Origin of the sequence: Pseudomonas graminis, from assembly GCF_900111735.1 — a bacterium.
Taxonomy (GTDB): domain Bacteria; phylum Pseudomonadota; class Gammaproteobacteria; order Pseudomonadales; family Pseudomonadaceae; genus Aquipseudomonas; species Aquipseudomonas graminis.
In genome coordinates this window covers 116,191-141,331 of the sequence record NZ_FOHW01000006.1, presented here as the reverse complement: position 1 = coordinate 141,331, position 25,141 = coordinate 116,191, and the positions used below count along the sequence as shown (strand labels likewise).

Annotated in this window: 16 protein-coding genes; 5 read left to right on the top strand and 11 right to left on the bottom strand. The window is 59.8% G+C overall.

Going from position 1 to position 25,141, the window contains the following annotated elements:
• Positions 1–59: 59 nt before the first annotated feature.
• Positions 60–2,309: a TonB-dependent receptor gene (locus BMY98_RS06975; protein ID WP_074886557.1), complete on the top strand. Its 2,250-nt coding sequence runs from the start codon at positions 60–62 to the stop codon at positions 2,307–2,309.
• A gap of 262 nt (positions 2,310–2,571) precedes the next feature.
• Positions 2,572–5,124, top strand: a complete 2,553-nt coding sequence (locus BMY98_RS06970; RefSeq protein ID WP_074886654.1) for a sulfite reductase flavoprotein subunit alpha — start codon at positions 2,572–2,574, stop codon at positions 5,122–5,124.
• 244 nt (positions 5,125–5,368) lie between these two features.
• On the opposite strand, the gene BMY98_RS06965 is transcribed toward BMY98_RS06970, so the two are convergent.
• The 11 genes from BMY98_RS06965 to BMY98_RS06915 all read right to left on the bottom strand — a co-directional run bounded on the left by BMY98_RS06965 (position 5,369) and on the right by BMY98_RS06915 (position 21,277).
• Complete coding sequence (locus BMY98_RS06965; protein ID WP_065990188.1) at positions 5,369–6,343, bottom strand: peptide ABC transporter ATP-binding protein; 975 nt, start codon at positions 6,341–6,343, stop codon at positions 5,369–5,371.
• A complete protein-coding gene (locus BMY98_RS06960) occupies positions 6,343–7,311 on the bottom strand; it encodes an ABC transporter ATP-binding protein (RefSeq protein WP_065990186.1) in 969 nt (322 codons plus the stop codon). The genes BMY98_RS06965 and BMY98_RS06960 overlap by 1 nt, the downstream gene beginning before the upstream one ends.
• Positions 7,312–7,321: 10 nt before the next feature.
• Positions 7,322–8,233: an ABC transporter permease subunit gene (locus tag BMY98_RS06955; protein WP_074886554.1), complete on the bottom strand. Its 912-nt coding sequence runs from the start codon at positions 8,231–8,233 to the stop codon at positions 7,322–7,324.
• An 11-nt stretch (positions 8,234–8,244) separates the two neighbouring features.
• Complete coding sequence (locus BMY98_RS06950) at positions 8,245–9,255, bottom strand: ABC transporter permease subunit (RefSeq protein WP_065990182.1); 1,011 nt, start codon at positions 9,253–9,255, stop codon at positions 8,245–8,247.
• Between the two features lie 64 nt (positions 9,256–9,319).
• Positions 9,320–10,927: an ABC transporter substrate-binding protein gene (locus BMY98_RS06945; RefSeq protein ID WP_074886551.1), complete on the bottom strand. Its 1,608-nt coding sequence runs from the start codon at positions 10,925–10,927 to the stop codon at positions 9,320–9,322.
• A gap of 93 nt (positions 10,928–11,020) precedes the next feature.
• Positions 11,021–12,400, bottom strand: coding sequence for an OprD family porin (locus tag BMY98_RS06940; protein WP_074886549.1), 1,380 nt, complete (start codon positions 12,398–12,400; stop codon positions 11,021–11,023).
• Positions 12,401–12,556: 156 nt separating this feature from the next.
• Positions 12,557–14,158 (bottom strand): ABC transporter substrate-binding protein, encoded by a 1,602-nt coding sequence (locus BMY98_RS06935; RefSeq protein ID WP_074886546.1) that lies wholly within the window; start codon positions 14,156–14,158, stop codon positions 12,557–12,559.
• 351 nt (positions 14,159–14,509) lie between these two features.
• Positions 14,510–16,138, bottom strand: coding sequence for an ABC transporter substrate-binding protein (locus tag BMY98_RS06930; protein WP_074886543.1), 1,629 nt, complete (start codon positions 16,136–16,138; stop codon positions 14,510–14,512).
• Positions 16,139–16,421: 283 nt separating this feature from the next.
• The gene (locus BMY98_RS06925) at positions 16,422–18,020 is read right to left on the bottom strand and encodes an ABC transporter substrate-binding protein (protein WP_074886653.1); all 1,599 of its coding nucleotides are present in this window, start codon (positions 18,018–18,020) and stop codon (positions 16,422–16,424) included.
• Positions 18,021–18,132: 112 nt separating this feature from the next.
• Positions 18,133–20,310 (bottom strand): HET-C-related protein, encoded by a 2,178-nt coding sequence (locus BMY98_RS06920; protein WP_083398734.1) that lies wholly within the window; start codon positions 20,308–20,310, stop codon positions 18,133–18,135.
• 250 nt (positions 20,311–20,560) lie between these two features.
• Complete coding sequence (locus tag BMY98_RS06915) at positions 20,561–21,277, bottom strand: SIMPL domain-containing protein (RefSeq protein WP_074886537.1); 717 nt, start codon at positions 21,275–21,277, stop codon at positions 20,561–20,563.
• Positions 21,278–21,484: 207 nt separating this feature from the next.
• Here BMY98_RS06915 and BMY98_RS06910 point away from each other — a divergent pair, with 207 nt between their 5' ends.
• The 3 genes from BMY98_RS06910 (at position 21,485) to BMY98_RS06900 (ending at position 25,136) form a co-directional block, all read left to right on the top strand.
• Entirely contained in the window at positions 21,485–22,741 is a 1,257-nt protein-coding gene (locus tag BMY98_RS06910) for an ATP-binding protein (protein WP_074886534.1), read from the top strand.
• Positions 22,738–23,298 (top strand): response regulator transcription factor, encoded by a 561-nt coding sequence (locus BMY98_RS06905; RefSeq protein WP_065990162.1) that lies wholly within the window; start codon positions 22,738–22,740, stop codon positions 23,296–23,298. The genes BMY98_RS06910 and BMY98_RS06905 overlap by 4 nt, the downstream gene beginning before the upstream one ends.
• 101 nt (positions 23,299–23,399) lie before the next feature.
• Positions 23,400–25,136, top strand: coding sequence for an ABC transporter ATP-binding protein/permease (locus tag BMY98_RS06900; RefSeq protein WP_074886531.1), 1,737 nt, complete (start codon positions 23,400–23,402; stop codon positions 25,134–25,136).
• Positions 25,137–25,141: the final 5 nt, after the last annotated feature.

Sequence of the window (25,141 nt, the reverse complement as noted above, 5' to 3'; positions counted from 1 at the left end):
CGAATGCGAAACAGTCTCAACTATATTCCGCCGCCTTATTGTTTCCTTGGGGAAGGAAAATGTCGCGCCAAGCACAACCGGTTACCGCTCATTCACAGCGTTCCATCGTCAGCGCCGTCAGCGTCGCCCTTGCCGCGATGTCAGCCGCCCATGTGGCGCAGGCTGCGGAACCTGCATCGGATGCTCTGAATCTGGGGGCCACCAACATTGACGGAGAGCGAGCCGACACGGCTTACAAGACCGAAGAGTCTGCCTCGAAAAAGTACACCGCGCCCCTGCGCGAGACGCCGAAAAGCGTCACGGTGATCCCGCAGCAAGTCATCCGCGACACCGCGGCCACGAGCCTGGCCGACGCTTTGCGCACCACCCCCGGCATTACGTTTGGCGCGGGCGAGGGCGGTAACCCGAATGCGGATCGCCCGATCATTCGTGGCTTCAACGCAGAGAGCGACGTGTTCATCGACGGCATGCGCGACGTGGCGGCGCAGAGCCGGGAGATTTTCAACGTCGAATCGGTCGAGGTCAGCAAGGGCCCGGGCTCGGCGTTCACCGGCGCAGGCTCCACGGGTGGCAGCTTGAACCTCGTCACCAAAGGCGCCCATCTGGGCGATGACTTCAACGGCGGCTACACCTTCGGTTCGGACCAGACCCAGCGCTACACCCTCGACGTCAATAAGCAGATGACTGACACCTCGGCCTTCCGCCTGAACCTGATGAAGCATGACTCCAACGTCGCTGGCCGCAACTATGTCGACAACAGCCGTTGGGGCGTTGCGCCTTCGTTCGCATTCGGTCTGGGCACCGACACGCGGCTCAAAGTCGATTACTACCATTTGTCCACGGACGACATGCCTGACTACGGCATCCCGCTGACCAGCACCCCCGGTCGCAGCAAGTACTTGGTCGACAAGCCGGCCCACGTCAACGAAAACAACTTTTACGGCCTGACCGACCGTGACTACCGCAAGAGCGTCAACGACAGCGGCACGATCCGCCTCGAACACGACCTCAACGATAACCTGACGATCTCCAACAGCTTCCGCATGTCACGCTCGACGCTGGACTACATCGTCACCAACCCGGACGACAGCCGCGGCAACGTCGCCAGGGGCCTCGTCTCGCGCTCGGCGAAGAGCCGCAATTCCACCTCCAGCGGCTTCGTCAACCAGACCGACCTGCAGGCGAAATTCGACACCGGTTTCGTTCAGCACAGCTTGGTCACCGGTCTTGAGTTTTCCTATCAGGACACCCACAACCGCGGCTACAACGTGCTCAGCGCCAGCGGCGGGACCATCGGATCGACCTGTAATGCAGCGCTGCTGGCGTCGGGTGACTGCACCAGCCTGGCCAACCCGTCGCCGAAAGACGACTGGAACGGCACCATCACCGACAGCCTGGCGTACACCGATACCGACACCAAGACCAGTGCGGCGTATGTGTTCGACACGCTGAAATTCAACGAGCAGTGGTCGTTGAACCTGGGCCTGCGTTATGACGATTACGACGTGCGCTCCAGCGGTTTCAGCACCGGTGGCCGAGGCTCGGTCGCGGGCAGCTTCAAGCGTGAGAACACCAGTCAGCTGTGGAACTACCAGGTCGGCGTGACCTACAAGCCGCTGCCGAACGGCAGCATCTACGCGGCATGGTCGACGTCCAGCAACCCGTCGGGTGAAACCAGCGGCAATGGCGGTCTGGAAATCGCGGCGAACAACGCCAACCTCGATCCGGAGAAGAACCGCAACTATGAACTGGGCACCAAGTGGGACTTCTTCGACGACAACCTGTCGCTGACGGCTGCGCTGTTCCGCACCGAGAAGACCAACGCACGGGTGACCGATCCTGACAACGCGACGTTCCAGGTGCTGGACGGCGAGCAGCGTGTCGATGGCCTGGAGCTGACCTACAGCGGCAACATCACCGGCAAATGGAAAGTCTACGGCGGCTACACCTACATGGAGAGCGAGATCGTCAGCGCGACCAGCAAGGCGGACGAGGGCAATCACATGCCGAGCACGCCGCGTAACAGCTTCAACTTCTGGTCGACCTACGAGCTGATGCCGAAGCTGACCGTGGGCGGTGGCGCAACCTTCGTCGATTCCCGTTTCGGCAACGAAGCCAACTCGGTGGAAGTGCCGTCCTACTGGCGCTACGACGCCATGGCCACGTACGCGCTGACCAAGAACGTCGACCTGCAGCTGAACGTGCAGAACCTGACCGACAAGCGTTATTACGACCAAGTCTTCACCACCCACTACGCGCACATGGCAGCAGGCCGTACCGCGCTGATGAGTGCCAGCTTCCACTTCTGATCCGGATGCGGCACGTCACTCCTACAGAATTTGCGCTGGCCGCACAGTGGTGGCGTGTCAGTACCGGTAGGAGTGAGCTTGCTCGCGAAGGCGGACGCTCGGCCGCTGGATATCCAGTGGATGTACCAACCTCTTCGAGCAAGGTGGAGCGCCATCCCGGTCGCTCCCACGGATTTTGCATTAAGAATCAGCCACAGATGAGAATGCATGCCGTTTGTGCGCATAATGCGCGCCGTAGCGGGTGAGTGAGGTGTCGAGGGTGTTGAAGAAAGTCCTGTTTCAAGTGCACTGGTTCTTCGGAATCACGGCCGGTCTGGTGCTTGCCCTGATGGGGATCACGGGCGCGCTGTATTCCTTCGAGGACGAAATACTCGACGTGCTCAACCCCGATGTGCTGTTCGTGCAGCCCCAAGGCCGTCAACTGTCACTGGCCGAAATGGTCAGCAAGGTGGAAGCCCAGGGCAAAGACAAGGTAGCGATGTTCCGCATCGATGTCGGCGGCGACCGGATCGCCCAGGTCTGGTTCACACCGCCGCCGGGCCAGCGTCGCGGCGAGATGCACAACTTCAACCCCTACACCGGCGCGTTCACCGAGGACGCGATGGGTCAGGACTTCTTCGGCTTCATCCTCAACCTGCACCGATTCCTTGCCGCAGGGGAGTACGGCAAGCAAGTCACCGCGGCCTGTACACTGATCCTCGTGTTCTTCTGCCTGTCCGGACTGTATCTGCGCTGGCCGCGCAAGCCGCTGAACTGGCGCGTCTGGCTGACCATGGACTGGGCGAAGAAGGGACGCAGTTTTAATTGGGACCTGCATTCGGTGTTCGGCACCTGGTGCCTGATCATCTATTTGCTGCTGGCGATCACCGGGCTGATGTGGTCCTACGACTGGTTCAGCAACGGCATGACCAAGCTGATTGGCGATCCTCCCGTGGCGGGCGAACAGCGCCGTGGCGCAGGGCCGCGTCCTGGCCCGGCCGTGAAAGAGGCACCCAAGGCAATCACGGCCTCGGCGCCGGACTATGACGCCATCTGGCAGACCATCCAGAGCGCTGCCGGCCCGGATCTCAAGACCTACAACCTGCGCATGCCCCAGGCCCCGGGCCAGATGGCGACGGTGTTTTACCTCCTTAAAACAGGGCCGCACCCCCGTGCGTTGAACCAGATGACTCTCGATCCGGCCGACGGCGCGCTCAAGGCGGTGTCGCGCTATTCCGAAAAAAGCTTCGGCGCGCAGTTGTTGGTCAGCAACTACGCGCTGCACACCGGGAGCTATTTTGGTCTGATCGGGCGCATCGTCGTGACCGTTGCCGCGCTGCTGATGCCGCTGTTTTTCATCACCGGCTGGTTGCTGTACCTGGACCGTCGTCGCAAGAAACGCGAGATTCGCAACGCTCGCGGTGAAGTGTCAGCAACGACCGGCGAGCAGGGCGCGGCTTGGTTGATCGGCTTCGCCAGCCAGAGCGGGTTCGCCGAGCAACTGGCCTGGCAAACCGCCGGCCAGCTGCAAACTGCCGGTGTGCCGGTGAAGGTGCAGCGTCTGGGTGACATCACCGAGCACGACCTGCATCAGAGCCGCAACGCGCTGTTCGTCGTCAGCACCTTTGGTGACGGCGAGGCACCGGACAGTGCCCGTGGTTTCGAGCGCAAGGTATTGGGTCGGCCGCTGGCGCTGGAGAACCTCAACTACGCGGTGCTTGGGCTGGGCGATCGTCAGTATCAGCAGTTCTGCGGTTTCGCTCAGCGGTTGCACGGCTGGCTGGCCGAGCGCGGCGGACGCACGCTGTTCGCACCGGTGGAAGTGGACAGCGGCGACGGTGCGGCGCTGCAACACTGGCAACAGCAACTGGGCCAGTTGACGGGCTCGACGCCAGCAACGGTCTGGCAAGCGCCGGAGTATCAGAACTGGACGCTGGTGGCCCGGGAATGGCTGAACCCCGGAAGCGCAGGATCGAAGGTGTTCTTGCTTGGGCTGACGTGCGATTCGGCAATCCGTTGGGAGGCCGGCGATCTGGTGGAGGTGTTGCCGCGCAACCCGGCCTCTGCGGTCGAGCAGTTCCTGTCCGGTCTGGGCATTGCTGCTGACACCCAGGTCACCGTCGATGGCTTGAGCGAGACACTCGGCCAAGCCTTGTCGACGCGTCAGTTGCCGGTCAATCGGAGTCATCTGGTGGGCTTGCACGCGCAAGCGCTGATCGATGCGCTGGTGCCGCTGGCGATGCGCGAATATTCGATCGCGTCGATTCCCGAGGACGGTGTGCTGCAGCTGATCGTGCGCCAGGAGCTGCACCCCGATGGCAGCCTTGGGCTGTGTTCGGGCTGGTTGACGGAGCATGTCGCGGTGGGCGGGGCGATCAGTCTGCGGGTGCGTCGCAACAGTGGTTTCCACCTGCCGACCGAGTCGGTGCCGATGATTTTGATCGGCAACGGTACGGGAATGGCAGGCCTGCGCAGCTTGCTCAAGGCGCGCGTCGCAGCAGGTGAGCCGCGCAACTGGTTGCTGTTTGGCGAGCGCAACAGTGCGCACGATTTCCACTGCGCCGATGAGCTCAAAGGGTGGTTGGCCAGTGGCGATCTGGCCCGGCTGGACCTGGCGTTTTCCCGGGATCAGGCGGAAAAAATCTATGTGCAGGACCGGTTGCGTGAGGCGGCTGTTGAGCTGCGTCGGTGGCTCGCTGAGGGCGCTGTGATTTACATCTGCGGCAGCCTGGAAGGCATGGCAGCCGGGGTGGATGCGACGCTGAACGCGTTGTTGGGTGAGGACGCGGTGCGGGATTTGATCGAGCAGGGTCGGTATCGGCGGGATGTTTATTGAGGTGGTTCTTTCTACGATGGAAGCGTTTCATTCCCGGCTAAAGGCGGTCCCGCTAAATGCACGCGATTCCCTGTAGGAGTCAGCAAGCCGGCTCCTACAGTGAAGTGGCGTGCATTCAGTAGGACCGGGTTCAGCCGGGAACAACTCATCCGTTATCGCGAAGCCGTGGTTCAGACGCCACAAAATCAAGCCACAAAAAAAGGCCGTTGCGCTCACACGCAACGGCCTTTTGCTTACTCAACCATCACGCCACAAACTGTTCCGCGTAATGGCAGGCGACCTGACGGTTGTCGACCCAGCGCAGCTCCGGCACTTCGGCGGCGCAGCGTTCGGTTGCGTACGGGCAGCGCTTGTGGAACGCGCAGCCCGACGGCGGGTTCAGCGGGTTGGGCAGCTCGCCGACGATTTTGATCTTCGGCTTCGACGGGTCAGGGTGGATCGTCGGAGTCGCCGACAGCAGCGCCTGGGTGTACGGGTGCAGCGGACGGTTGTAGATCTCGTCCTTGGGACCCATTTCGGCCGGGCGACCGAGGTACATCACCAACACCGTGTCGGCGACGTGACGCACCACCGCCAGGTTATGGGAGATGAACACGTAACCGGTGTTGAACTCCTGCTGCAGGTCCATGAACAGGTTCAGCACCTGAGCCTGAATCGACACGTCGAGGGCAGACGTCGGTTCGTCCGCCACCAGCACTTTAGGCTGCAGCATCATCGCCCGGGCCAGCGCGATACGTTGACGCTGACCGCCGGAGAACATGTGCGGGTAGCGCTGGTAGTGCTCAGGACGCAGACCCACCTGAGCCATCATCGCCTGCACTTTCTCGCGACGTTCGGCGGCGGAAAGGCTGGTGTTGATCAGCAGGGGCTCGCCCAGTTGATCGCCGACTTTCTGCCGTGGATTGAGCGACGCATACGGGCTCTGAAACACCATCTGCACGTCTTTGCGCAGCTGCTTGCGTTGCGCTTTGGTCGCGCCGGTGACTTCCTGACCGGCGATTTTCAGCGATCCCGAAGAAGGCTCTTCGATCAGCGTCAGCGCGCGGGCCAGCGTCGACTTGCCGCAGCCGGACTCACCGACCACCGCCAGCGTCTTGCCAGCTTCGAGTTCGAACGACACGCCATTGAGCGCGCGCACGGTTGCATGGGGCTTGAATAGCCCACGGGACACATCGTAGTGACGAGTAAGGTCACGAGCGGTCAGTACGATTTCGCTCATCACGCCACCTCCTGATTCAGCGGAAAGAAGCAACGCGCCAGACTATGGGCTTTCGGGTCGAGGCCCGGGCGTTGCTGGCGGCATTTGTCCTGGACGTAAGGGCAGCGCGGCGACAGCAGGCAACCACTTGGGCGGTCGTAGCGACCCGGAACGATGCCCGGCAGCGTCGACAGGCGCGCGGCGCCCATGCTGTGCTCGGGAATCGCCGCCAGCAGTGCTTCGCTGTACGGGTGCGCCGGGACGTCGAACAACCCCGGCACCTGACCCACTTCCACGGCTTGGCCGGCGTACATCACGCAGACCCGCTGGGCGGTTTCGGCCACCACGGCGAGGTCGTGAGTAATGAGCACCAGCGCCATGTCCTGCTCTTTTTGCAGGGCCAGCAGCAGATCCATGATCTGCGCCTGAATGGTCACGTCCAGCGCGGTGGTCGGTTCGTCGGCGATCAGCAGCTTTGGCTCGCCGGCGATGGCCATGGCGATTGCAACACGCTGGCTCATGCCGCCCGAGAGCTGGTGCGGGTAAGCGTCCAGACGCTGTGCGGCGCCCGGGATTTCCACCTTCTGCAACAGCTCCAGTGCGCGCTGATGGGCAGCACGGCCGGACAGGCCCAAGTGCTGCTTGAGCACTTCCTTGATCTGGAAGCCCACGGTGTAGCTCGGGTTCAGCGCGGTCATCGGGTCCTGGAAGACCATCGACATGTCTTTGCCGACGATCTTGCGACGCTGGCGCGCATTGAGCGTCAGCATGTCCTTGCCGTCGAAGACCAGAGCGTCGGCGGTGACGATGCCGGGGTGCTCGATCAGGCCCATGAGCGCCATCATGGTCACGGATTTACCCGAGCCCGATTCGCCCACGATCGCCAGCACTTCGCCCTTGTCGACGGCCAGATCCAGGCCGTCGACCACCGGGGTGGCCGTGGCGTCGCCAAAGCGCACGTTGAGGTTCTTGATGTTTAAAAGAGACATTCGGACGTCCTCAGGCGGCGTTCTTGAGTTTCGGGTCCAGCGCATCGCGCAGACCGTCGCCCATCAGGTTGATTGCCAGCACGCTGAGCAAAATGGTCAGACCCGGGAGGCTTACCACCCACCAGGCACGTTCGATGTAGTCCCGGGCCGAAGCGAGCATGGTGCCCCACTCAGGCGTCGGCGGTTGTACACCCAGACCCAGGAAGCCCAGCGCCGCAGCGTCGAGGATTGCCGAGGAGAAGCTCAAGGTGGCCTGAACGATCAGCGGCGCCATGCAGTTGGGCAGCACGGTGATGAACATCAGGCGCGGCAGCGTTGCGCCGGCCAGACGCGCGGCGGTCACGTAGTCACGGTTCAGTTCGCCCATGACCGCTGCACGGGTCAGACGCACATACGACGGCAGGGAAACGATGGCGATGGCAATGACGGTGTTGATCAGGCCAGGGCCGAGGATCGCGACGATGGCCACAGCCAGCAGCAGCGACGGCAACGCCAGCATGATGTCCATCAGACGCATGATGGTCGGGCCGAGGATTTTCGGGAAGAAACCGGCCAGCAGACCCATGAGGATCCCCGGAATCAGCGACATCACTACGGACGACAAACCGATCAGCAGCGACAGGCGCGAACCCTGTATCAGACGCGACAGCAGGTCGCGGCCCAGTTCATCGGTGCCGAGCAGGAACTGCCATTGACCGCCTTCAAGCCAGACCGGCGGGGTCAGCAGGAAATCGCGGTATTGCTCGCTCGGGTCATGGGGGGCTACCCACGGCGCGAACAGGGCGCAGAACACGATCACCAGCATGAAGGCCAGGCCTGCGACGGCGCCTTTGTTCTTGGCGAAGTGCTGCCAGAACTCTTTGTAAACGGACGGGTAGAGCAGGCTTGGATCGACTGCTACTACGGGAGTAGGTGTGCTCATAAAAAGGGATCTCAGCGCTGATGACGAATGCGTGGGTTGGCAAAGCCGTAGAGGATGTCCACCACGAAGTTGACCAGAATCACCAGGCAGGCGATTAGCAGGATGCCGTTCTGCACGACAGGGTAGTCACGGGCGCCGATGGCTTCGATCAGCCACTTGCCGATGCCCGGCCAGGAGAAGATCGTTTCGGTCAGAACCGCACCGGCCAGCAGCGTGCCCACTTGCAGACCAAACACCGTCAGTACCGGGATCAGCGCGTTGCGCAGGCCGTGAACGAACACCACGCGAGCCGGCGACAGGCCTTTGGCACGGGCGGTGCGCACGTAGTCTTCACGCAGGACTTCGAGCATCGAGGAGCGGGTCATCCGGGCGATGACCGCCAGCGGGATGGTGCCCAGCACGATGGCCGGCAGAATCAGGTGACGCAGAGCGTCCATGAACGAACCTTCTTCATCGCTGAGCAGCGTGTCGATCAGCATGAAACCGGTTTTGGGGGGAATGTCGTAGAGCAGATCGATACGACCCGATACCGGGGTCCAGCCCAGCGATACCGAGAAGAACATGATCAGGATCAGGCCCCACCAGAAGATCGGCATCGAGTACCCCGCCAGGGAGATACCCATGACCCCATGGTCGAACAGGGACCCTCGCTTCAATGCCGCAATCACACCGGCGAGCAGCCCGAGGATGCCTGCGAAGATCAGCGCCGCAATCGACAGTTCCAGGGTTGCCGGGAACAGCGAAGTGAATTCGGACCACACGCTCGTGCGCGTACGCAGCGATTCGCCCAGGTCGCCATGGGCGAGCTTGCCGACGTAATCGATGTATTGCGCATAAAGGGGTTTGTTCAGGCCAAGACGTTCCATGGCTTGGGCGTGCATTTCCGGATCGACCCGGCGTTCACCCATCATGACTTCGACAGGGTCGCCAGGAATCAGGCGAATCAGGGCGAAGGTCAGCAAGGTGATGCCGAAGAAGGTGGGTATGAGCAACCCCACTCGGCGAGCGATAAAACTAAACATCTTCTCGTGTACCTCATCAGGTACCGGCGGGTCTCTGGGTAGCAGAGCCCGCCGGATTCTTCTTCTACTTCACTTGGGTGGTAGCGAAGTTATTAGTGGTGAGAGGGCTGATGTGGTAACCCTCCACGTTGTTGCGCATTGCGGTGAACATCTTGGTGTGGGCCATGCTGATCCACGGCAGGTCCTGATTGAAGATCACTTGAGCCTGCTCGTAGAGCGACGCGCGTTCGGCCGGGTCGGTTTTTTCCCGAGCCTGATCGATCAACGTCTGGAACTTCTGATTACACCAGCGCGCGTAGTTTTCGCCGTTTTTGGCGGCCTCGCAACTGAGGTTCGGGGTCAGGAAGTTATCAGGGTCGCCATTGTCACCTGCCCAGCCGGCCGACACCATGTCGTGTTCGCCGTTTTTGGCACGTTTGAGCATTTCGCCCCATTCCATGACGCGTATATCTAACTTAATGCCGACTTTGGCCAGGTCGGCCTGCATCATTTGTGCGCCGAGCATCGGGTTCGGGTTGGTCGGACCGCCGCCGTTGCGTGTGAACAGCGTCAGCACGGTGCCTTCAGGAACGCCGGCTTCCTTGAGCAAGGCGCGGGCCTTGTCCAGATCATGGGCAGGGTTTTTCAGGTCTTTGTTGTAACCCAGCAGGGTGTCCGGGTACGGGTTCACCGCGACGGTGGCGTTGCCTTTGCCGAATAGCGCGTTGACGTAGGCTTCTTTGTCAAACGCGATCTCGATCGCCTTACGCACCCGCACGTCGCTCATGTATTTGTGCGTGGTGTTCATGGCGATGTACGCGGTGGTCATCGCGTTCAGCTCATCAACCTTGAGGTTGGTGTCTTTCTTGATGCTCGGGATGTCGTCCGGCTTTGGATACAGGGCGATCTGACACTCGTTGGCCTTTAGCTTCTGCAGGCGCACGTTGTTGTCCGTGGCGATTGCGAAGATCAGGGTGTCAGCCGGCGGCTTGCCACGGAAATAATCCGGGTTGGCCTTGAAGCGAACCTGAGCGTCCTTGGCATAGCGCTGGAAGACGAACGGACCAGTGCCGATGGGCTGGCTGTTGAGGTTGTCGGTCTTGTTGGCCTTGAGCAACTGATCGGCGTATTCCGCCGAGTACACCGAGGCGAAAGCCATGGCGACGTCCGCCAGGAATGGCGCTTCGCGGCGAGTCAGGGTGAACTTGACGGTGCTGTCGTCGACTTTCTCGACGTTCTTGAGCAGCTCTTTGAAACCCATGCTCTCGAAGTACGGATAGCCGACCATCGATTGTTTGTGCCAAGGGTGGTTGGGGTCCAGTTGACGCTGGAAGCTCCAGACCACGTCATCGGCATTCATGTCACGGGTCGGTTTGAAGTATTCGGTGGTGTGAAACTTTACGCCTTTGCGCAGATGGAACGTGTAGGTCAGTCCGTCATCGCTGATCTCCCACGTCTCAGCCAGCGCCGGAACGATGTCTGTGGTGCCCGGCTTGAAATCCACCAGACGGTTGTAAATGGTTTCCGCCGACGCATCGGCGGTCACGGCGGTGGTGTAGAGCGCCGTGTCGAAACCTTCCGGGCTGGCTTCGGTGCAGACCACCAGAGGCTTGGCCGATACGCCGACCGCAACGCTGAATACCGCCAGTGCGATCGCGCTGCGCAATGTTGCGAGTTTGAATGTTGATTTCAAGTAACACACTCCGCAAGTGATGAAGCCATTAGTGAGTCGGTATCGGGCCCCGAAGTTCGGTCTAAACCGCACCTTGGGGCCCGATCGTGCTGATTACATGATGTTGAACGGAATCGTGGTGACCACACGGAACTCGTTGATGTTGCCATCAGCCTGGTTTTCGCTCGCGCGGTGGGTGGTGTAGGTCGCACGCATGGTCGAGGCTTTCAGCGGGCCGGACTGCAGGGTGTACGACGTGCCGACACCGTATTCGTAGTGCTTCTCGCCGTCCATTCCGCGGACATCGTAAGCGGTGCCTTTGTAATGAGTGCCGTCGATGTCGAACCCGCGAGCCTGGTAGATGTTGAACTTCAAGCCCGGCACGCCATAGTCGGCCATGTTCAACAGGTAGCCCAATTGCACCGACTTCTCGTTAGGTCCGTTGAAGTCCGACAGAAGGGAGTTGGACAGGAAGATGGCGTTGGTGTCGTGCAGGTAATCGAAATACGTGTCGCCGAAGACTTGCTGGTACGCCACGCTGAAGCTGTGGGCTTTGTGAGTGGCGGTCAACGACAGACTGTACGTGTCGTTGTCGATCTTGCCCATTTTAGCCTGACCGGAATCCTTGGTCTTGTAGTAGTTCAGGTTGGTGCTCAGGCCCAGTACGTCGGTATCGCCTATTTCGTGCAAAGCCGAGAAGTAGTACTGATGCCAGAAGTCCTGGACATTGGAGCCGTAGAAGCTGGTGGTCAGGCTTTTGAACGGTTTGTAATCCACACCTGCGATGTCAACGCGGTCAGCGGTGGCGGTGTTGTTGGTGTACTCGGAGCGGAACTTGGTCAGGCTCTGCTCGGTACGTGGCGACACGCGATCAAAGCTGCCGGCCTGGAAAGAGATGTTGTTGAACTCTTCGCTCAGAATGCTCACACCTTCGAAGCTCGAAGGCAGCGCACGGTTGCCGATGTAAGCCAGCACCGGGGTGTTCATCGACTGGCGGCCGGCGGTCAGGGTCGTGTTGGAAACGCGCGCCTTGATGTTGGCCAGGCCCATCTTGCTCCACTGCCCGACAGGGTCGCCGTTGTTCTCGGTCAGCGTACGGTTGGCGCCGCCCATCAGGTCGTCTTTGTCACGGTCCAGCGCAACGGCGTTGTAGACCGCCATTTGCGTGGCAAAACCGACAGTGCCCTGGGTGAAGCCCGAGCTGTAGTCAACGATGGTGCCCTGAACCCAGTTGATCCGGCGCGGGTCGCTGTCGACCACGACGCCGTTCTCTTTGCGGGTGAACTCGCCGCCACGACGCAACAGTTCGTTGGCGTACCAGTTCTTGGTCGAACCGGTCAGTTTCGAGTCTTCCAGAAAGCCCTTGGCTTCGCCCTGAAGGTTGCTGGTGGCCAGTGTGGTCGGAACGAATTCCTGACTGGTCGGCTCTGCCTGGGCCGCGACGCTGATGGCGAGGACGGATAAGGCGAATACAGCGGTGCTGGCTTTTTTCACGTTTGAAGCTCCCGATTGCTGCTTTTTTAGAGGCGGGCTTTTTATGGTGTAGCCCGCTCGGTGGTGCGGCCCATGGGCCAGTTTCTTGCCTATCCGGCGAAACGCGGATAAAGCAATGCCAAAGGGCGTGGTTGCGCCCCCAGGCATGTTTTTGAATCAGTCGGCGATGCTGACGCCCGAGAAGTTGTTGCGGTTGAACGGGCTTACCAGGAAACCTTGCACTTCCTTACGCATCGGCTGGATCACCGTCGAGTGGGCAATCGGCGTAATGGGTACCTGTTCTTTCAGGTAATGCTGAGCTTGTTTGTACAGCGCAATGCGCTGGTCCTTGTTGGTGTTCGAGACGGCGGCCTTGACCAGTGCGTCGTATTTTTCGTCGCACCACATCGAGTAGTTATTGCCGCCGATGGAAGCGCAGCTGTACAGCGTGCCCATCCAGTTGTCCGGGTCGCCGTTGTCACCGGTCCAGCCGATGAGCGAAATGTCATGTTCGCCATTCTTGCTGCGTTTGAGGTACTCGCCCCACTCGTAGCTGACGATGGTCGCCTTGATGCCCACTTTGGCCCAGTCGGCCTGAAGCATCTGGGCCATCAGCTTGGCGTTGGGATTGTAGGGGCGCTGGACCGGCATGGCCCAGAGGGTCAGCTCGGTGCCTTCCTTGACGCCGGCGGCGCGCAGCAACTCGCGGGCTTTTTCCGGGTTGTAGGGTGCGTCCTTGACCGTGTCGTCATAGGACCACTGCGTGGGCGGCATGGAGTTCTGGGCCAGTTGCCCGGCGCCTTGATACACCGCGGCGATGATCGCTTTTTTATCCACCGCCATGTCCAGCGCCTGGCGAACCTGCAAGTTGTCCAGCGGGGCGTGGCGTACGTTGTAACTGATATAACCGAGGTTGAAACCGGGCTTCTCGATGACCCGCAGGTTTTTGTCCGCCTTGATCGACTCAACGTCCGCAGGGCGCGGATTCAAGGTGACCTGACACTCGTTCTTTTTGAGTTTTTGAACGCGCACCGACGCGTCTGTATTGATCGCAAAGATCAACTGATCAATCTTGACCCGACTCGGGTCCCAGAACTGTTTGTTTTTTACGTAGCGAATTTGCGAGTCTTTTTGATAACGCTGAAAGACGAACGGGCCGGTGCCGATGGGCGCCTGATTAATATCGCGCGCGTCGCCCGAGGCCATCAGTTTGTCAGCGTATTCAGCAGACAGGATGGACGCGAAGTTCATGGAAACATTCTGGATGAACGCCGCATCAACGTTGTTGAGGGTGAACACCACGGTCATCGGGTCGGTTTTTTCCACCGACTTGATGTTCTTGTCCAGACCCATGCTGGTGAAGAACGGAAACTCCGTCGGATAAGCAACGCGGAAAGGGTGGTCCTTGTGCAGCATGCGATTGAACGTGAACAGCACGTCGTCGGCATTGAAATCGCGCGTGGGCGTGAAGAGCTTGTTGCTGTGGAATTTGACGCCTTCGCGCAGATGGAACGTGTACGTCAGGTTGTCAGGGGAGATGTCCCAGCTCGTTGCGAGAGCAGGCACCACGCTGGTCTCACCGCGTGCGAACTCGGCGAGACGGTTGTAGATCGGCTCGGCGGCATCGTTGTCAGTGCCGGAGGTGTACTGACCGATATCAAACCCGGCCGGGCTGCCTTCTGAACAAAAGACCAGACTTTTACTGTCGGCCTGAACAACGGGCGTCATCGCCAGAAGGCTGACGGCGATAAGCGATGGCACAACGATATTCGAACGCATGATATTCCTTATCGTGAGAAGCGCATTAAATGCGACTGCCTGCGCAATCCATGGCAATCGTTTGCGCAAATGGAGAGTCAACGCCTGATACATCTCACTGTTCAAGATAAACAACGGACTGTATTTACGGCTTGTCAGAAGGTATGTCTCTGGCGCCGCACAGTCCATAGTTACGCGTGCTTCAAAGTTTGTAGGAAAAGTGCTTATCGTTAGTAGGCAGAGACTTTCAGGCAGGCGCTAACGGCCAGTCGCTACGCATCTAACGATAGTCAATTTCATTTAACGATCGAGCACATGACAACGCGATCGCGTCGCCCTTGGGCAACGCGACCGAGTGGTCATCTGGAAGTATTACTTGCCGCTGACGCTGACGCCGTAGAACGAGTTCAGACCGAACGGGCTGATCTTGAAGTCCTGAACTTCCTTGCGCATCGGCTGATAAACAGTCGAGTGGGCAATTGGAGTCATAGGCACGGCATCTTTGAGCAGGTGTTGGGCCTGCTTGTACAGCTCGGTGCGCTTGGCCTGATCGGTGGTTTCCTTGGCCTGGTGGATCAAGGTATCGAACGGCTTGTCACACCATTTGGCGAAGTTGTTGCCGTTGAGGGCGTCGCAGCCAAACAGAGTACCCAGCCAGTTGTCCGGGTCACCGTTGTCGCCGCTCCAGCCAATCAGCATTGCGCCGTTTTCGCCGGCCTTGGCGCGCTTGATGTACTCGCCCCACTCGTAGGAAACGATCTTGGCGTTGATGCCGATCTTCTTCCAGTCGTTCTGGAGCATCTCGGCCATCAGCTTGGCGTTCGGGTTGTAAGGACGCTGAACCGGCATCGCCCACAGGGTGATCTCGGTGCCTTCCTTCACGCCTGCCTGTTTGAGCAGCTCCTTGGCCTTGGTGATGTCGAACGGTGCATCTTTGATCGTGGTGTCATAAGACCATTGGGTCGGAGGCATGGCATTGACTGCCAGTTGGCCTGCGCCCTGGTACACGGCGTCGATGATGGCTTTCTTGTCGACAGCCATGTCCAGCGCCTGACGTACTTTCAGGTCAGCCAGTGGGTTCGGCTTGTCTTCGCCCTTGATCTTCGGCATCACGTTGTAGGCGATGTAACCCAGGTTGAAGCCGGCCTGATCAGGCATTTTCAACGCAGGGTCGGCTTTCAGCGTAGCGAGGTCAGCCGGACGCGGATAAGCAGTGATCTGGCATTCGCCCTTCTTCAGCTTCTGCACTCGAACCGAGGCGTCAGTGGTGATGGCAAAAATCAGGTTGTCGACTTTGACGTCTTCAGGCTTCCAGTAGTCCTTGTTCCCGGTGAAGCGGATGTTGGAGTCTTTCTGGTAGCTCTTGAACACGAACGGGCCAGTGCCGATCGGCTTCTGGTTGATGTCTTCCGGCTTGCCTTCTTTGAGCAACTGCGCAGCGTATTCAGCGGACTGAATGGACGCGAAGCTCATTGCCAGGTTCTGGATGAACGCAGCATCAACGGTGCCGAGGGTCATCTTGACGGTGTGATCGTCGACCTTCTCGATCTTGGTGATGTTGGTGTCCATCGCCATGTCGGTGAAGTACGGGAATTCGGTCGGGTACGCCTTACGGAACGGGTCGTCCTTGTTGATCATGCGGTTGAACGTGAACAGCACGTCATCGGCATTGAAGGTACGCGTCGGCTTGAAGTAAGGGGTGGTGTGGAATTTCACACCTTCACGCAGGTGGAAGGTGTAGGTCAGGCCATCCGGAGCAACGTCCCAGCGGGTGGCAAGGCCTGGAATGACAGCAGTGCCGCCACGTTCGAACTGGCTCAAACGGTTGAAAACGGTCTCGGCCGAAGCATCGAAGTCGGTACCGGTGGTGTATTGACCTGGATCGAAACCAGCAGGGCTGCCTTCGGAGCAGAACACCAGATTCGATGCTGCATGGGCGAAGGGAGCGCTGGCGATCAAACCTGCGCCGAGTAGAAACGGAATGACCGCTTTTTTGAGCATGGTGGCCTCAGTTGTTGTCATTTTTTGATTGAGGGTACGGCCTTTTGGGCCTGTCCCACGGATACTTATGCAGGCGCCATACCCAAAGCAAGATGTTGGCGCCAGCAAGGCGACAAACAGTGGCACGAACGTACACGAATGTCGCATAAGTGTAATTTCTGACGCTGTTGAACGTTTGCGTGTCGCATATCGATATCTTTGCAGCACCAAAAGGGTGCATCGCAACGTGACGATTGCACCCGCTTCGGTCAACAAGTGTTACTTCGCTGTTGGTTTGAGCTGATTATTTGGAAAGGCTCACGCCGTAGAAGGGGGTCAAGCCAAACGGGCTGAGTTTGAAATCCTGAACCTCTTTGCGCATCGGCTGAAACACTTTGGAATTGGCGATCGGGGTGATCGGCACGTCGTTTTTCAGAATGTTTTGCGCCTGCTTGTACAGCTTGATGCGCTCATCGCGGTTGCTGGTCAGCTTGGCCTGGGTCACCAGCTTGTCGTAGGCCGGGTTACACCACTTCGCGTAGTTGCTGCCCTTCACCGCCCCACAGCTGTACAGCACGCCGAGCCAGTTGTCGGGGTCGCCATTGTCACCGGTCCAGCCGTAGATCATCACGTCATGCTCGCCGGCCTTGGCGCGCTTGATGTACTCGCCCCATTCATAGCTGACGATGTTCGCCTTGATGCCGATCTTCGCCCAGTCCGCCTGGATCATCTGCGCCGACATGCGCGCATTCGGGTTGGAGGCGCGCTGAACGGTCATCGCCCAGAGGTTGATCTGAGTACCTGGCGCAACGCCCGCTTCCTTGAGCAGCTGCTTTGCCTTCGCTGGATCGTGGGGCGCGTCCTTGATGTTCGGATCAAAGCTCCATTGCGCCGGTGGCAGAGCGTTCTGTGCCAGCTGCCCGGCGCCCTGATAAACCGCCTTGATGATGGCCGGCTTGTCGATGGCCATGTCCAGCGCCTGACGCACCTTCAACTGATCGAGGGGTGGATGGGTCACGTTGTAAGCGAGAAACCCCAGGTTGAAACCGGCCTGGCTCAGCACCTTGAGGTTCGGGTCCTTCTGCGCTTCTTCGATGTCCTGCGGGCGCGGGTATCCGCTGATCTGGCATTCGCCGGTCTTGAGCTTCTGCAGGCGGGTGGCGGCGTCGGTGTTGATCGAGAAGATCAGGTTGTCGAGCTTCACGTCCTCCGGCTTCCAGTATTGCGTGTTGCCGACGTAACGAATCTGCGCGTCTTTCTGATAGCGCTTGAACACGAAGGGCCCGGTACCGATCGGCTTCAGGTTGATGTCGCCGGCCTTGCCCTGCTTGATCAGTTGCGCGGCGTATTCAGCCGATTGAATCGAGGCGAAGCTCATCGCCAGATTCTGGATGAACGCGGCATCGATGTTGTTCAGCTTGAAGCGGACGGTCTGATCGTCGACCTTTTCGACCTGCTTGATGGTGGTGTTCATGCCCATGTCGGTGAAGTACGGCGACTCCGACGGGTACGCCTGGCGGAACGGGTCGTCCGGGTTAAGCAGGCGGTTGAAGGTGAACAGCACGTCATCGGCGTTGAAGTCGCGGGTCGGTTTGAAATAGTCCGTGGTGTGGAATTTCACGCCTGGCCGCAAGTGAAAGGTGTAGGTCAAACCGTCGTCAGACACGTCCCATTTGGTTGCAAGGCCGGGCTCGACGTCCGTGCCGCCGCGCTTGAACTGAGTCAGGCGATTGAAGACGGTCTCTGCTGACGCATCGAACTCGGTGCCGCTGGTGTACTGGCTGGGATCGAAACCGGCAGGGCTGGCTTCCGAGCAGTAGACAAGGGTGCTGGCCGCCTGCACCGAGGGAACGCACAGCGCCATTGCGGCCGCCAGGAGCAGGGGTTTGAAGGTGGTGTCCATGTGAACCTCATAAAGTGCGGCACTCATGCCTGAATTCATCGACGGGATGATAGACCGTCAAGAATGCCGCACAGCTCACTTGAGCAACAAGCCACGGAAATTCATAAGCTTATTACTTGATGAGCGTTTGCAGCTCTTTCCACCAGGGTGTGTTGGCAACCAGCTTAATGAATGCTTGCTCAAGATAGCCCTGAAAGTCTGACGGCTGCGGATCCTTGCTGTTAAAAACGTAGTCCAGATAACGCTGACTGTCCTTGAAGAGTGTGGTCTGGATGGCGCGAAGTTCGTCGATCGCCTCCTGCTGGGTCTTGTCCAGCTCGCTCTTCGATTCACTGCGGGCGATTTCCGCCGGATTGCTGTCCGCCCATGCCGTGACGATCGGGTACTGCCATTCGCTGTCGGCGGGATGGCAGAAGAATGCCGACGCGACGGCGACCGGATCGGCCCCGGGTTTGCCAGCCCAGTAATCGACCATGGACTGGGCAACCTTGCGCACTGCCTCGGTAGCGAGCAGCGCCGCCAGATCGTGAAGCGGGTGTTCGGCGTGATCTTTGGAAAGTTGCGAATGGCTCGGTTCAAGGTCCGCATCGACGTTCGGGTCACTGCCCAGCAGCGTTTGCGCGTCGTCGACACTGTTGCCGATCCAGGTCAGAACACCTTGCGCCGCACTGTTGTAGGCGTTCAGCAGAATGCCCGCCGGGGTATTGATCAGCCAGCGATAGAACTTGAGGGTGTCTACGCCCATTTTCTTCGCAAGCGTCACCAGGCCGTCCCTGGCCGTCAGCAGCGCGTTGAATGCATTTAAGTAATCCTGATCAGGATGTTCGCTCAGTAACACCAGCATTACTTTATCCCGGTCCGAACGATAGCCTGGCTGAGTGAGCTCGAACTCGAGCTCCCGGGTGGAAAAGAGGATTTTGCCCAGCGGTCCCGCCAGACTGGCGATCACGTCGGTGGCCCCGAACGTGCCCGTGACCAGCGGCAGATTCCATTTGACGTGTGTAGGCGTTGTCCAGGGCAGAACCCTGACATGCCCGGCTTTTATCAGGCTCAGCTCTGCAAAGTTTGAATGGGCGAACAGGTCTTCGAGCACATGCAGCGCGGCGCCGAAGCTGCGCAGTCCGTCAAGGGAACGGCCCTGCTTCATCGCCAGACGCAGCTCCTTTTCCATGTAGCCCACTGCGTTGCCGATGTAACGCTTCATCGACGTGTCTCGGTCCGCACCCAGGGATGGGTCGCCGGGAAGCACCCAGGCTTCGAAGTCCGGGTCGCGCACTTTCGGGTCCGGGAAAGGCGGGTCGATGGCCAACGGATTGTCGATGTGCTCCGCCGGACGATAAACACCAAGCTTGTGCGGCGTGACCTTCATTTCGTTCGGATAGCGCATCCGCAGGTCGAAGAATTTTTTAGCGGCCAGCACATCGACGAGGTCGGTCCAGCTCTCGCGGGACAGGGTCGCGGGAAATTCTTTTGGCATGTCCGCTGCGCGGGTGATCTTGGGATCGACGACCTGGGAGTAGTCCCGCAGCCAGTTGCCGAAGTAAACCGCGTCTATCTCGTTCTGACTGAAGTTGAAATCCCGAAGGACCCATTCAATCGTCTGGTGAGTGCTGCCCTTTGCCTCAGCGTTGCCGGCTTCGAAGGCTTCACGATCGCAATGGCTGTGGGATGGCTCGAAGCGCAGATCGGTCGAGGCCAGATAATCGCGAATGGCTTGGCAGGCTTGCTGCCAGGAAATCGCGTAATGATTGACCGGGCCTGTAGAGGTCACTTCGGAATAGGTGGCGAAGGTCAGATCGTCCTGGCTCGGGCGGGCAGCTTCGGTGAGCCACAAGGTGAACAGATGGCCTTCTTCGAAGGGCGCGTCGGTTGCGGCGGACGGTTGCTCTTTGCTCAGTTCTCGACGCAGAACATTATCGATGTGGTGGCCGAACTCGTGGATCAGCGCGGTCGCCAACCACCAGTAGTGCTGCGGATCGACGGTCGTGCGTGCGAAAAATGCCCAATCGACGCGGATGACCCGCTCGCGGTTGTCATAGTCGGCTTCGAAGCCCAGCTCCCATGCCAGCAGTATCTCAGGGTTGACCACTTCACCGGCCTGCAGCTTGTCCTGCAGTTTCAGGTAGAGGTGAGGCGGGATGTCGTTGCCGAAGACGTTGCTCATTTCCAGGGCAAAAGCGTCTGGGGCAAGGTTTTCGGCCACTTGGGTCAGCAGGTCCAGCGCGAAGGTACTGCATAGGGTGCGGGCGGTCATATCGACCGGCATTACGGGTTGTGCTTGAAAAGGCATGATTGGATTCTTCCTTGAATCATTAGCTGCGCACGGCCGTGCACTTAAATTACAGGCGGCCTTGAGTGCGCGTTAAGTGTGTGTTTCCGAGGACAATTCTATTTATTCCGGCCAGCGTGAAAATCGGGCGAATCGCCCTGAGCCGTAGGAGAAGGGTGCCGCGCTGATGGGGAAGGGGCGACGGGATCGCCGGAAAAAGCGGGGGGAGGGGGAGGGAGAGAGCGGCAGCCATCGGCTGCCGCCGTGTACATCAAGGGATAGCGACTTCGATGACACCGTCGGCTGCCACGCTGACCTGACTGGTGCCAGCTTCGACATCCGGAGTCGGCGCGGCGTCGGCACGCTCGGCCTTCATCATCATGACCGGCGCTCGCAGGTAAGGCTGCGGGAAACCTGAGGTGTTGAGGTTCAGGTTGACCAATTTGTAGCCAGTGCCGCCCAGGGCGTCGGTGACCAGTTTCGCGCGGGCGCGGAACGCGGTGACGGCATCCTTGAGCAGCGTGTCCTCGCTGGTCTTGCGCGCAGGGTTGGAAATGGAGAAGTCCATGCCGCCCATCTTCATGTCGCCACCCAGCAGGTCGCCGGTCAACTTCGACAGTGCGGCGAAGTCAGCGCTTTCCAGGCGGATTTCGGCATGCTCACGCCAGCCGGTGATCTTCTGGCCCTTATCGTCGTAGATCGGGTAGCTGTTGCGGCTGCCCTGACGAATGTTGATGTCCTTGACCTGACGCGCTTCGCCCAGGGCCTTGTTCAGGGTTTCAGTAACGCCGGCCGCCAGTTTGGCAGGGTCGGTGTTCTGCGCTTCGGTGTAGAGGGTGACGGTCATCAGGTCGCGCTGCACCTCCTGGCTGACCTCGGCGCGGACCGAAACCTGGTTGTAGTGAACGTCGTCGGCGAGGGCGGGGGTGCTGGCCAGCGCGAGTGCGCCGAGGGTGAACAATGTGGCAGTAGGGCGAAGGCTGAACATAAAAACTCCTTGTTTGGCGAACCGTCGCGGGGCGTGTTGCAATCCCTTGGCCGACGGATGCCCATGAGACTGTGAACCCGGAGGCTTGTTCCTGAATACGCCTGCGGACCTCAAATGGATGTGGCGCTTTGACGCACTTTGACGGCAACTGTTGTCCCATTGGTTATACTCGCTCCGATTCGCCTGGAGCGCTCATCAGGAGAGCTCATGCTCGCCCCCTTGCAACTGCTTTCCGCTACCCGTCAGAACCTCTGGCGCCTGACGTTCATCCGCATTCTGGTGCTGGGTGCCCAGGCCGGCTCGGTAGGCTTCGCCTATCTGTTCGATCTGCTGCCGCTGCCCTGGCTGCAGCTCGACATCACATTGGGTTTCTCGGCGATCGTCTGCCTGCTGACGGCCATTCGATTGCGCACCTCGTGGCCGGTGACCGAGCTCGAATACGCGGTGCAACTGGCGTTCGACCTGTTTATCCACAGCGCGCTGCTGTACTTCTCCGGCGGCTCGACCAACCCGTTCGTTTCCTATTACCTGGTGCCGCTGACCATCGCCGCCGTGACGCTGCCTTGGCGTTACTCGCTGATCCTGTCGGGCATCGCGCTGGCCTTGTATACCCTGATGCTGGCCAAGTTCTTTCCGCTGAATGCCTTCGTGGCCCGCGAGAACATGCAGATCTACGGCATGTGGCTTAGCTTCGCGCTGGCGGCCGGGGTCATCACTTTTTTTGCTGCGCGCATGGCCGAAGAGCTGCGCCGTCAGGAACACATGCGTGCCTTGCGCCGCGAAGAAGGCGCCCGCGATCAGCAATTGCTGGCGGTGGCGACCGAAGCCGCCGGCGCCGCCCATGAACTTGGCACGCCGCTGGCGACCATGAGCGTGCTGCTCAAGGAAATGCAGCAGGACCACAAGGACCCTGCGTTGCAGGAAGATCTCTCGGTGCTGCAGGATCAGGTCAAGCTGTGCAAGGAAACGCTGCAGCAACTGGTGCGTGCCGCCGAAGCGAATCGTCGGCTTTCGGTCCAGGAACAGACCGTCACACACTGGCTCGATCAGGCGCTCAATCGCTGGCACCTGATGCGCCCGGAAGCCACTTACCGCTTTCAACGACTGGGGCAGGGCGACGTGCCGATGCTGGCGCCGCCGCCGGACCTGACCCAGGCACTGCTGAACCTGCTCAATAACGCCGCCGATGCCTGCGCCGAAGGGCTCGAGGTGAATCTGGACTGGACCGCCACCGAGATTCGCCTCAGCATCCGCGATCATGGCGCCGGCGTCCCGTTGGCCATTGCCGAGCAGATCGGCAAACCCTTTTTTACCACCAAGGGCAAAGGCTTCGGCCTTGGCCTGTTCTTGAGTAAGGCCAGCGTGACCCGCGCGGGCGGCTCGGTGAAACTCTATCCTCACGAGGAAGGCGGCACGCTTACCGAGCTGCGCCTGCCCCGTGACGCACGAGGAGATGAAGCATGACTGACGAAATCCAGGTTGAAGGCGAAGAATTGCCGCACCTGCTGCTGGTGGACGACGATGCCACTTTTACCCGCGTGATGGCACGGGCCATGGCGCGCCGTGGCTTTCGCGTGAGCACCGCCGGTTCCGCCGACGAGGGCCTGGCCCTCGCGCAGCAGGACATTCCGGACTACGCCGCCGTCGATCTGAAAATGGAAGGCGACTCAGGGCTGGTGCTGTTGCCCAAGTTGCTGGAACTGGACCCGGAAATGCGCGTGCTGATCCTGACCGGTTATTCGAGCATCGCCACGGCGGTCGAAGCGATCAAGCGTGGCGCCTGCAACTACCTGTGCAAACCCGCCGATGCCGATGACGTGCTGGCAGCGCTGCTCTCCGAGCATGCCGACCTGGACACACTGGTGCCGGAAAACCCGATGTCGGTGGACCGCTTGCAGTGGGAGCACATTCAGCGCGTGCTGACCGAGCACGAGGGCAATATCTCCGCCACGGCGCGTGCCTTGGGCATGCATCGGCGCACGTTGCAGCGCAAGTTGCAGAAGCGCCCGGTCCGTCGTTAAGCAGGGACTGCTTCTTAAAGATTTATTCATGGAAGATCGTCTGTGGCGTCTGGCACATTGGCGCCAAACGCCTATAACTGCCCGCTGCCGAGCTTTTTGCCATGAATTTTGATGTAGACGAATCCAGGGTCAATGACGCTGTAAACGGGAATTTCTTTTCCCGGGTCTGGAAGTTGGTGACGCCTTACTGGCGCAGCGAAGAAAAAGGCATGGCCTGGGTGCTGCTGATCGCAGTGATCGTGCTCTCGCTGTTCAGCGTGTTCATCTCGGTACTCGTCAACAGCTGGTACCGCGACTTCTACAACGCGCTGCAGAACAAGGATCTTGGGGCCTTCACGCACCTGATCCTGTACTTCTGCGGCATTGCCGCCATCGCCATTCTCGGCGCGGTGTATCGCCTCTATCTGACCCAGATGCTGACCATCCGCTGGCGTCGCTGGTTGACCGAGCAGCATTTCGCCAAATGGCTCGCGCACAAGAACTACTACCGCTTGGAGCAGGGCGGTTACACCGATAACCCTGACCAGCGTCTGTCCGAAGACCTCAACAACTTCACGTCCGACACCCTCAGCCTGAGCCTGGGCCTGCTGCGTACGGTCGTCAGTCTGGTGTCGTTCTCGGTGATTCTGTGGGGCGTGTCCGGCAGCATCGAGCTGTTTGGCATCACCATTCCTGGCTACATGTTCTGGGCCGCGCTTATTTATGCAGCGGTCGGCAGCTTGCTGACCCACCTGATCGGCAAACGCCTGATCGTCCTGAGCAACCAGCAACAGCGTTACGAAGCCGACATGCGTTTCTCGCTGGTGCGCGTTCGCGAAAACGCCGAAAGCATCGCCCTGTCCGACGGCGAGGCCAACGAAAATCAGCGCCTGAGCGCGCGCTTCGGCATGGTCTGGAGCAACTTCTGGACGATCATGAAGGTGCAGAAGCGCCTGACGTTCTTCACCGCCGGTTACTCGCAGATTGCCATCGTATTCGCCTTTGTCGTGGCCGCGCCGCGTTATTTTGCCGGCAAGATCGAACTGGGCGAGCTGATGCAGATCAACTCGGCGTTCGGCAACGTGCAGGAGAATTTCAGCTGGTTCATCGACGCGTACACCCAGCTGGCGTCGTGGCGCGCCACCTGTGATCGTTTGCTCAGCTTCCGTCAGGCCATGGACGAAAACGAAGCGCGCGTACCGGCCATCAAGGTCAGTCATGACAGCGACGCCTTGCAGCTCCAAGGCCTGGCGCTGTCCCTCGCCGGCGGTCGCCAGCTCCTGAACAACGCCAACATCAGCATTGCAGCCGGCGAGAAGGTCATGCTCAGCGGCCGCTCCGGCAGTGGCAAAAGTACGCTGCTGCGGGCGATGGGCGGGTTGTGGAAAGACGGCCACGGTGCGGTGAAATTACCGTCCAGGCGTGCGTTCTTCCTGCCGCAAAGACCGTATCTGCCCATTGGCACGTTGCGGGAGGCGTTAAGTTATCCACAGGCGCCCGAGGTCTATCCTGCCGAACGCTTTGCGCAAGTGCTGGAAACTTGCCGCCTCGGTCATTTGATCCCTCGACTGGACGAGAGCGAACATTGGCAGCGCATGCTGTCACCGGGTGAGCAACAACGCGTCGCGTTCTCCCGCGCCCTGCTGTTCGCGCCGGACTGGCTGTACCTGGATGAAGCGACTTCAGCGATGGATGAAGAAGATGAAGCCGCGCTGTATCAGGCGTTGCTGGACGAGTTGCCGGGTGTGACCTTGCTCAGTATCGGCCATCGCAGCAGCCTCAAGCGCTTCCATCGTCGGCACGTGCGCATCGACGGCGGTCAGCTGCATGAGCAGCCGCTGACTGAAACGGCACTTTAAGCGTA

Bases quoted from the DNA above. Each gene is read 5' to 3' on its own strand.
- BMY98_RS06975 (WP_074886557.1), top strand. From the start codon at position 60: ATGTCGCGCCAAGCACAACCGGTTACCGCTCATTCACAGCGTTCCATC.
- BMY98_RS06965 (WP_065990188.1), bottom strand. From the start codon at position 6,343: ATGAGCGAAATCGTACTGACCGCTCGTGACCTTACTCGTCACTACGAT.
- BMY98_RS06960 (WP_065990186.1), bottom strand. From the start codon at position 7,311: ATGTCTCTTTTAAACATCAAGAACCTCAACGTGCGCTTTGGCGACGCC.
- BMY98_RS06955 (WP_074886554.1), bottom strand. From the start codon at position 8,233: ATGAGCACACCTACTCCCGTAGTAGCAGTCGATCCAAGCCTGCTCTAC.
- BMY98_RS06950 (WP_065990182.1), bottom strand. From the start codon at position 9,255: ATGTTTAGTTTTATCGCTCGCCGAGTGGGGTTGCTCATACCCACCTTC.
- BMY98_RS06935 (WP_074886546.1), bottom strand. From the start codon at position 14,158: ATGCGTTCGAATATCGTTGTGCCATCGCTTATCGCCGTCAGCCTTCTG.
- BMY98_RS06930 (WP_074886543.1), bottom strand. From the start codon at position 16,138: ATGCTCAAAAAAGCGGTCATTCCGTTTCTACTCGGCGCAGGTTTGATC.
- BMY98_RS06925 (WP_074886653.1), bottom strand. From the start codon at position 18,020: ATGGACACCACCTTCAAACCCCTGCTCCTGGCGGCCGCAATGGCGCTG.
- BMY98_RS06920 (WP_083398734.1), bottom strand. From the start codon at position 20,310: ATGCCTTTTCAAGCACAACCCGTAATGCCGGTCGATATGACCGCCCGC.
- BMY98_RS06915 (WP_074886537.1), bottom strand. From the start codon at position 21,277: ATGTTCAGCCTTCGCCCTACTGCCACATTGTTCACCCTCGGCGCACTC.
- BMY98_RS06910 (WP_074886534.1), top strand. From the start codon at position 21,485: ATGCTCGCCCCCTTGCAACTGCTTTCCGCTACCCGTCAGAACCTCTGG.
- BMY98_RS06905 (WP_065990162.1), top strand. From the start codon at position 22,738: ATGACTGACGAAATCCAGGTTGAAGGCGAAGAATTGCCGCACCTGCTG.
- BMY98_RS06900 (WP_074886531.1), top strand. From the start codon at position 23,400: ATGAATTTTGATGTAGACGAATCCAGGGTCAATGACGCTGTAAACGGG.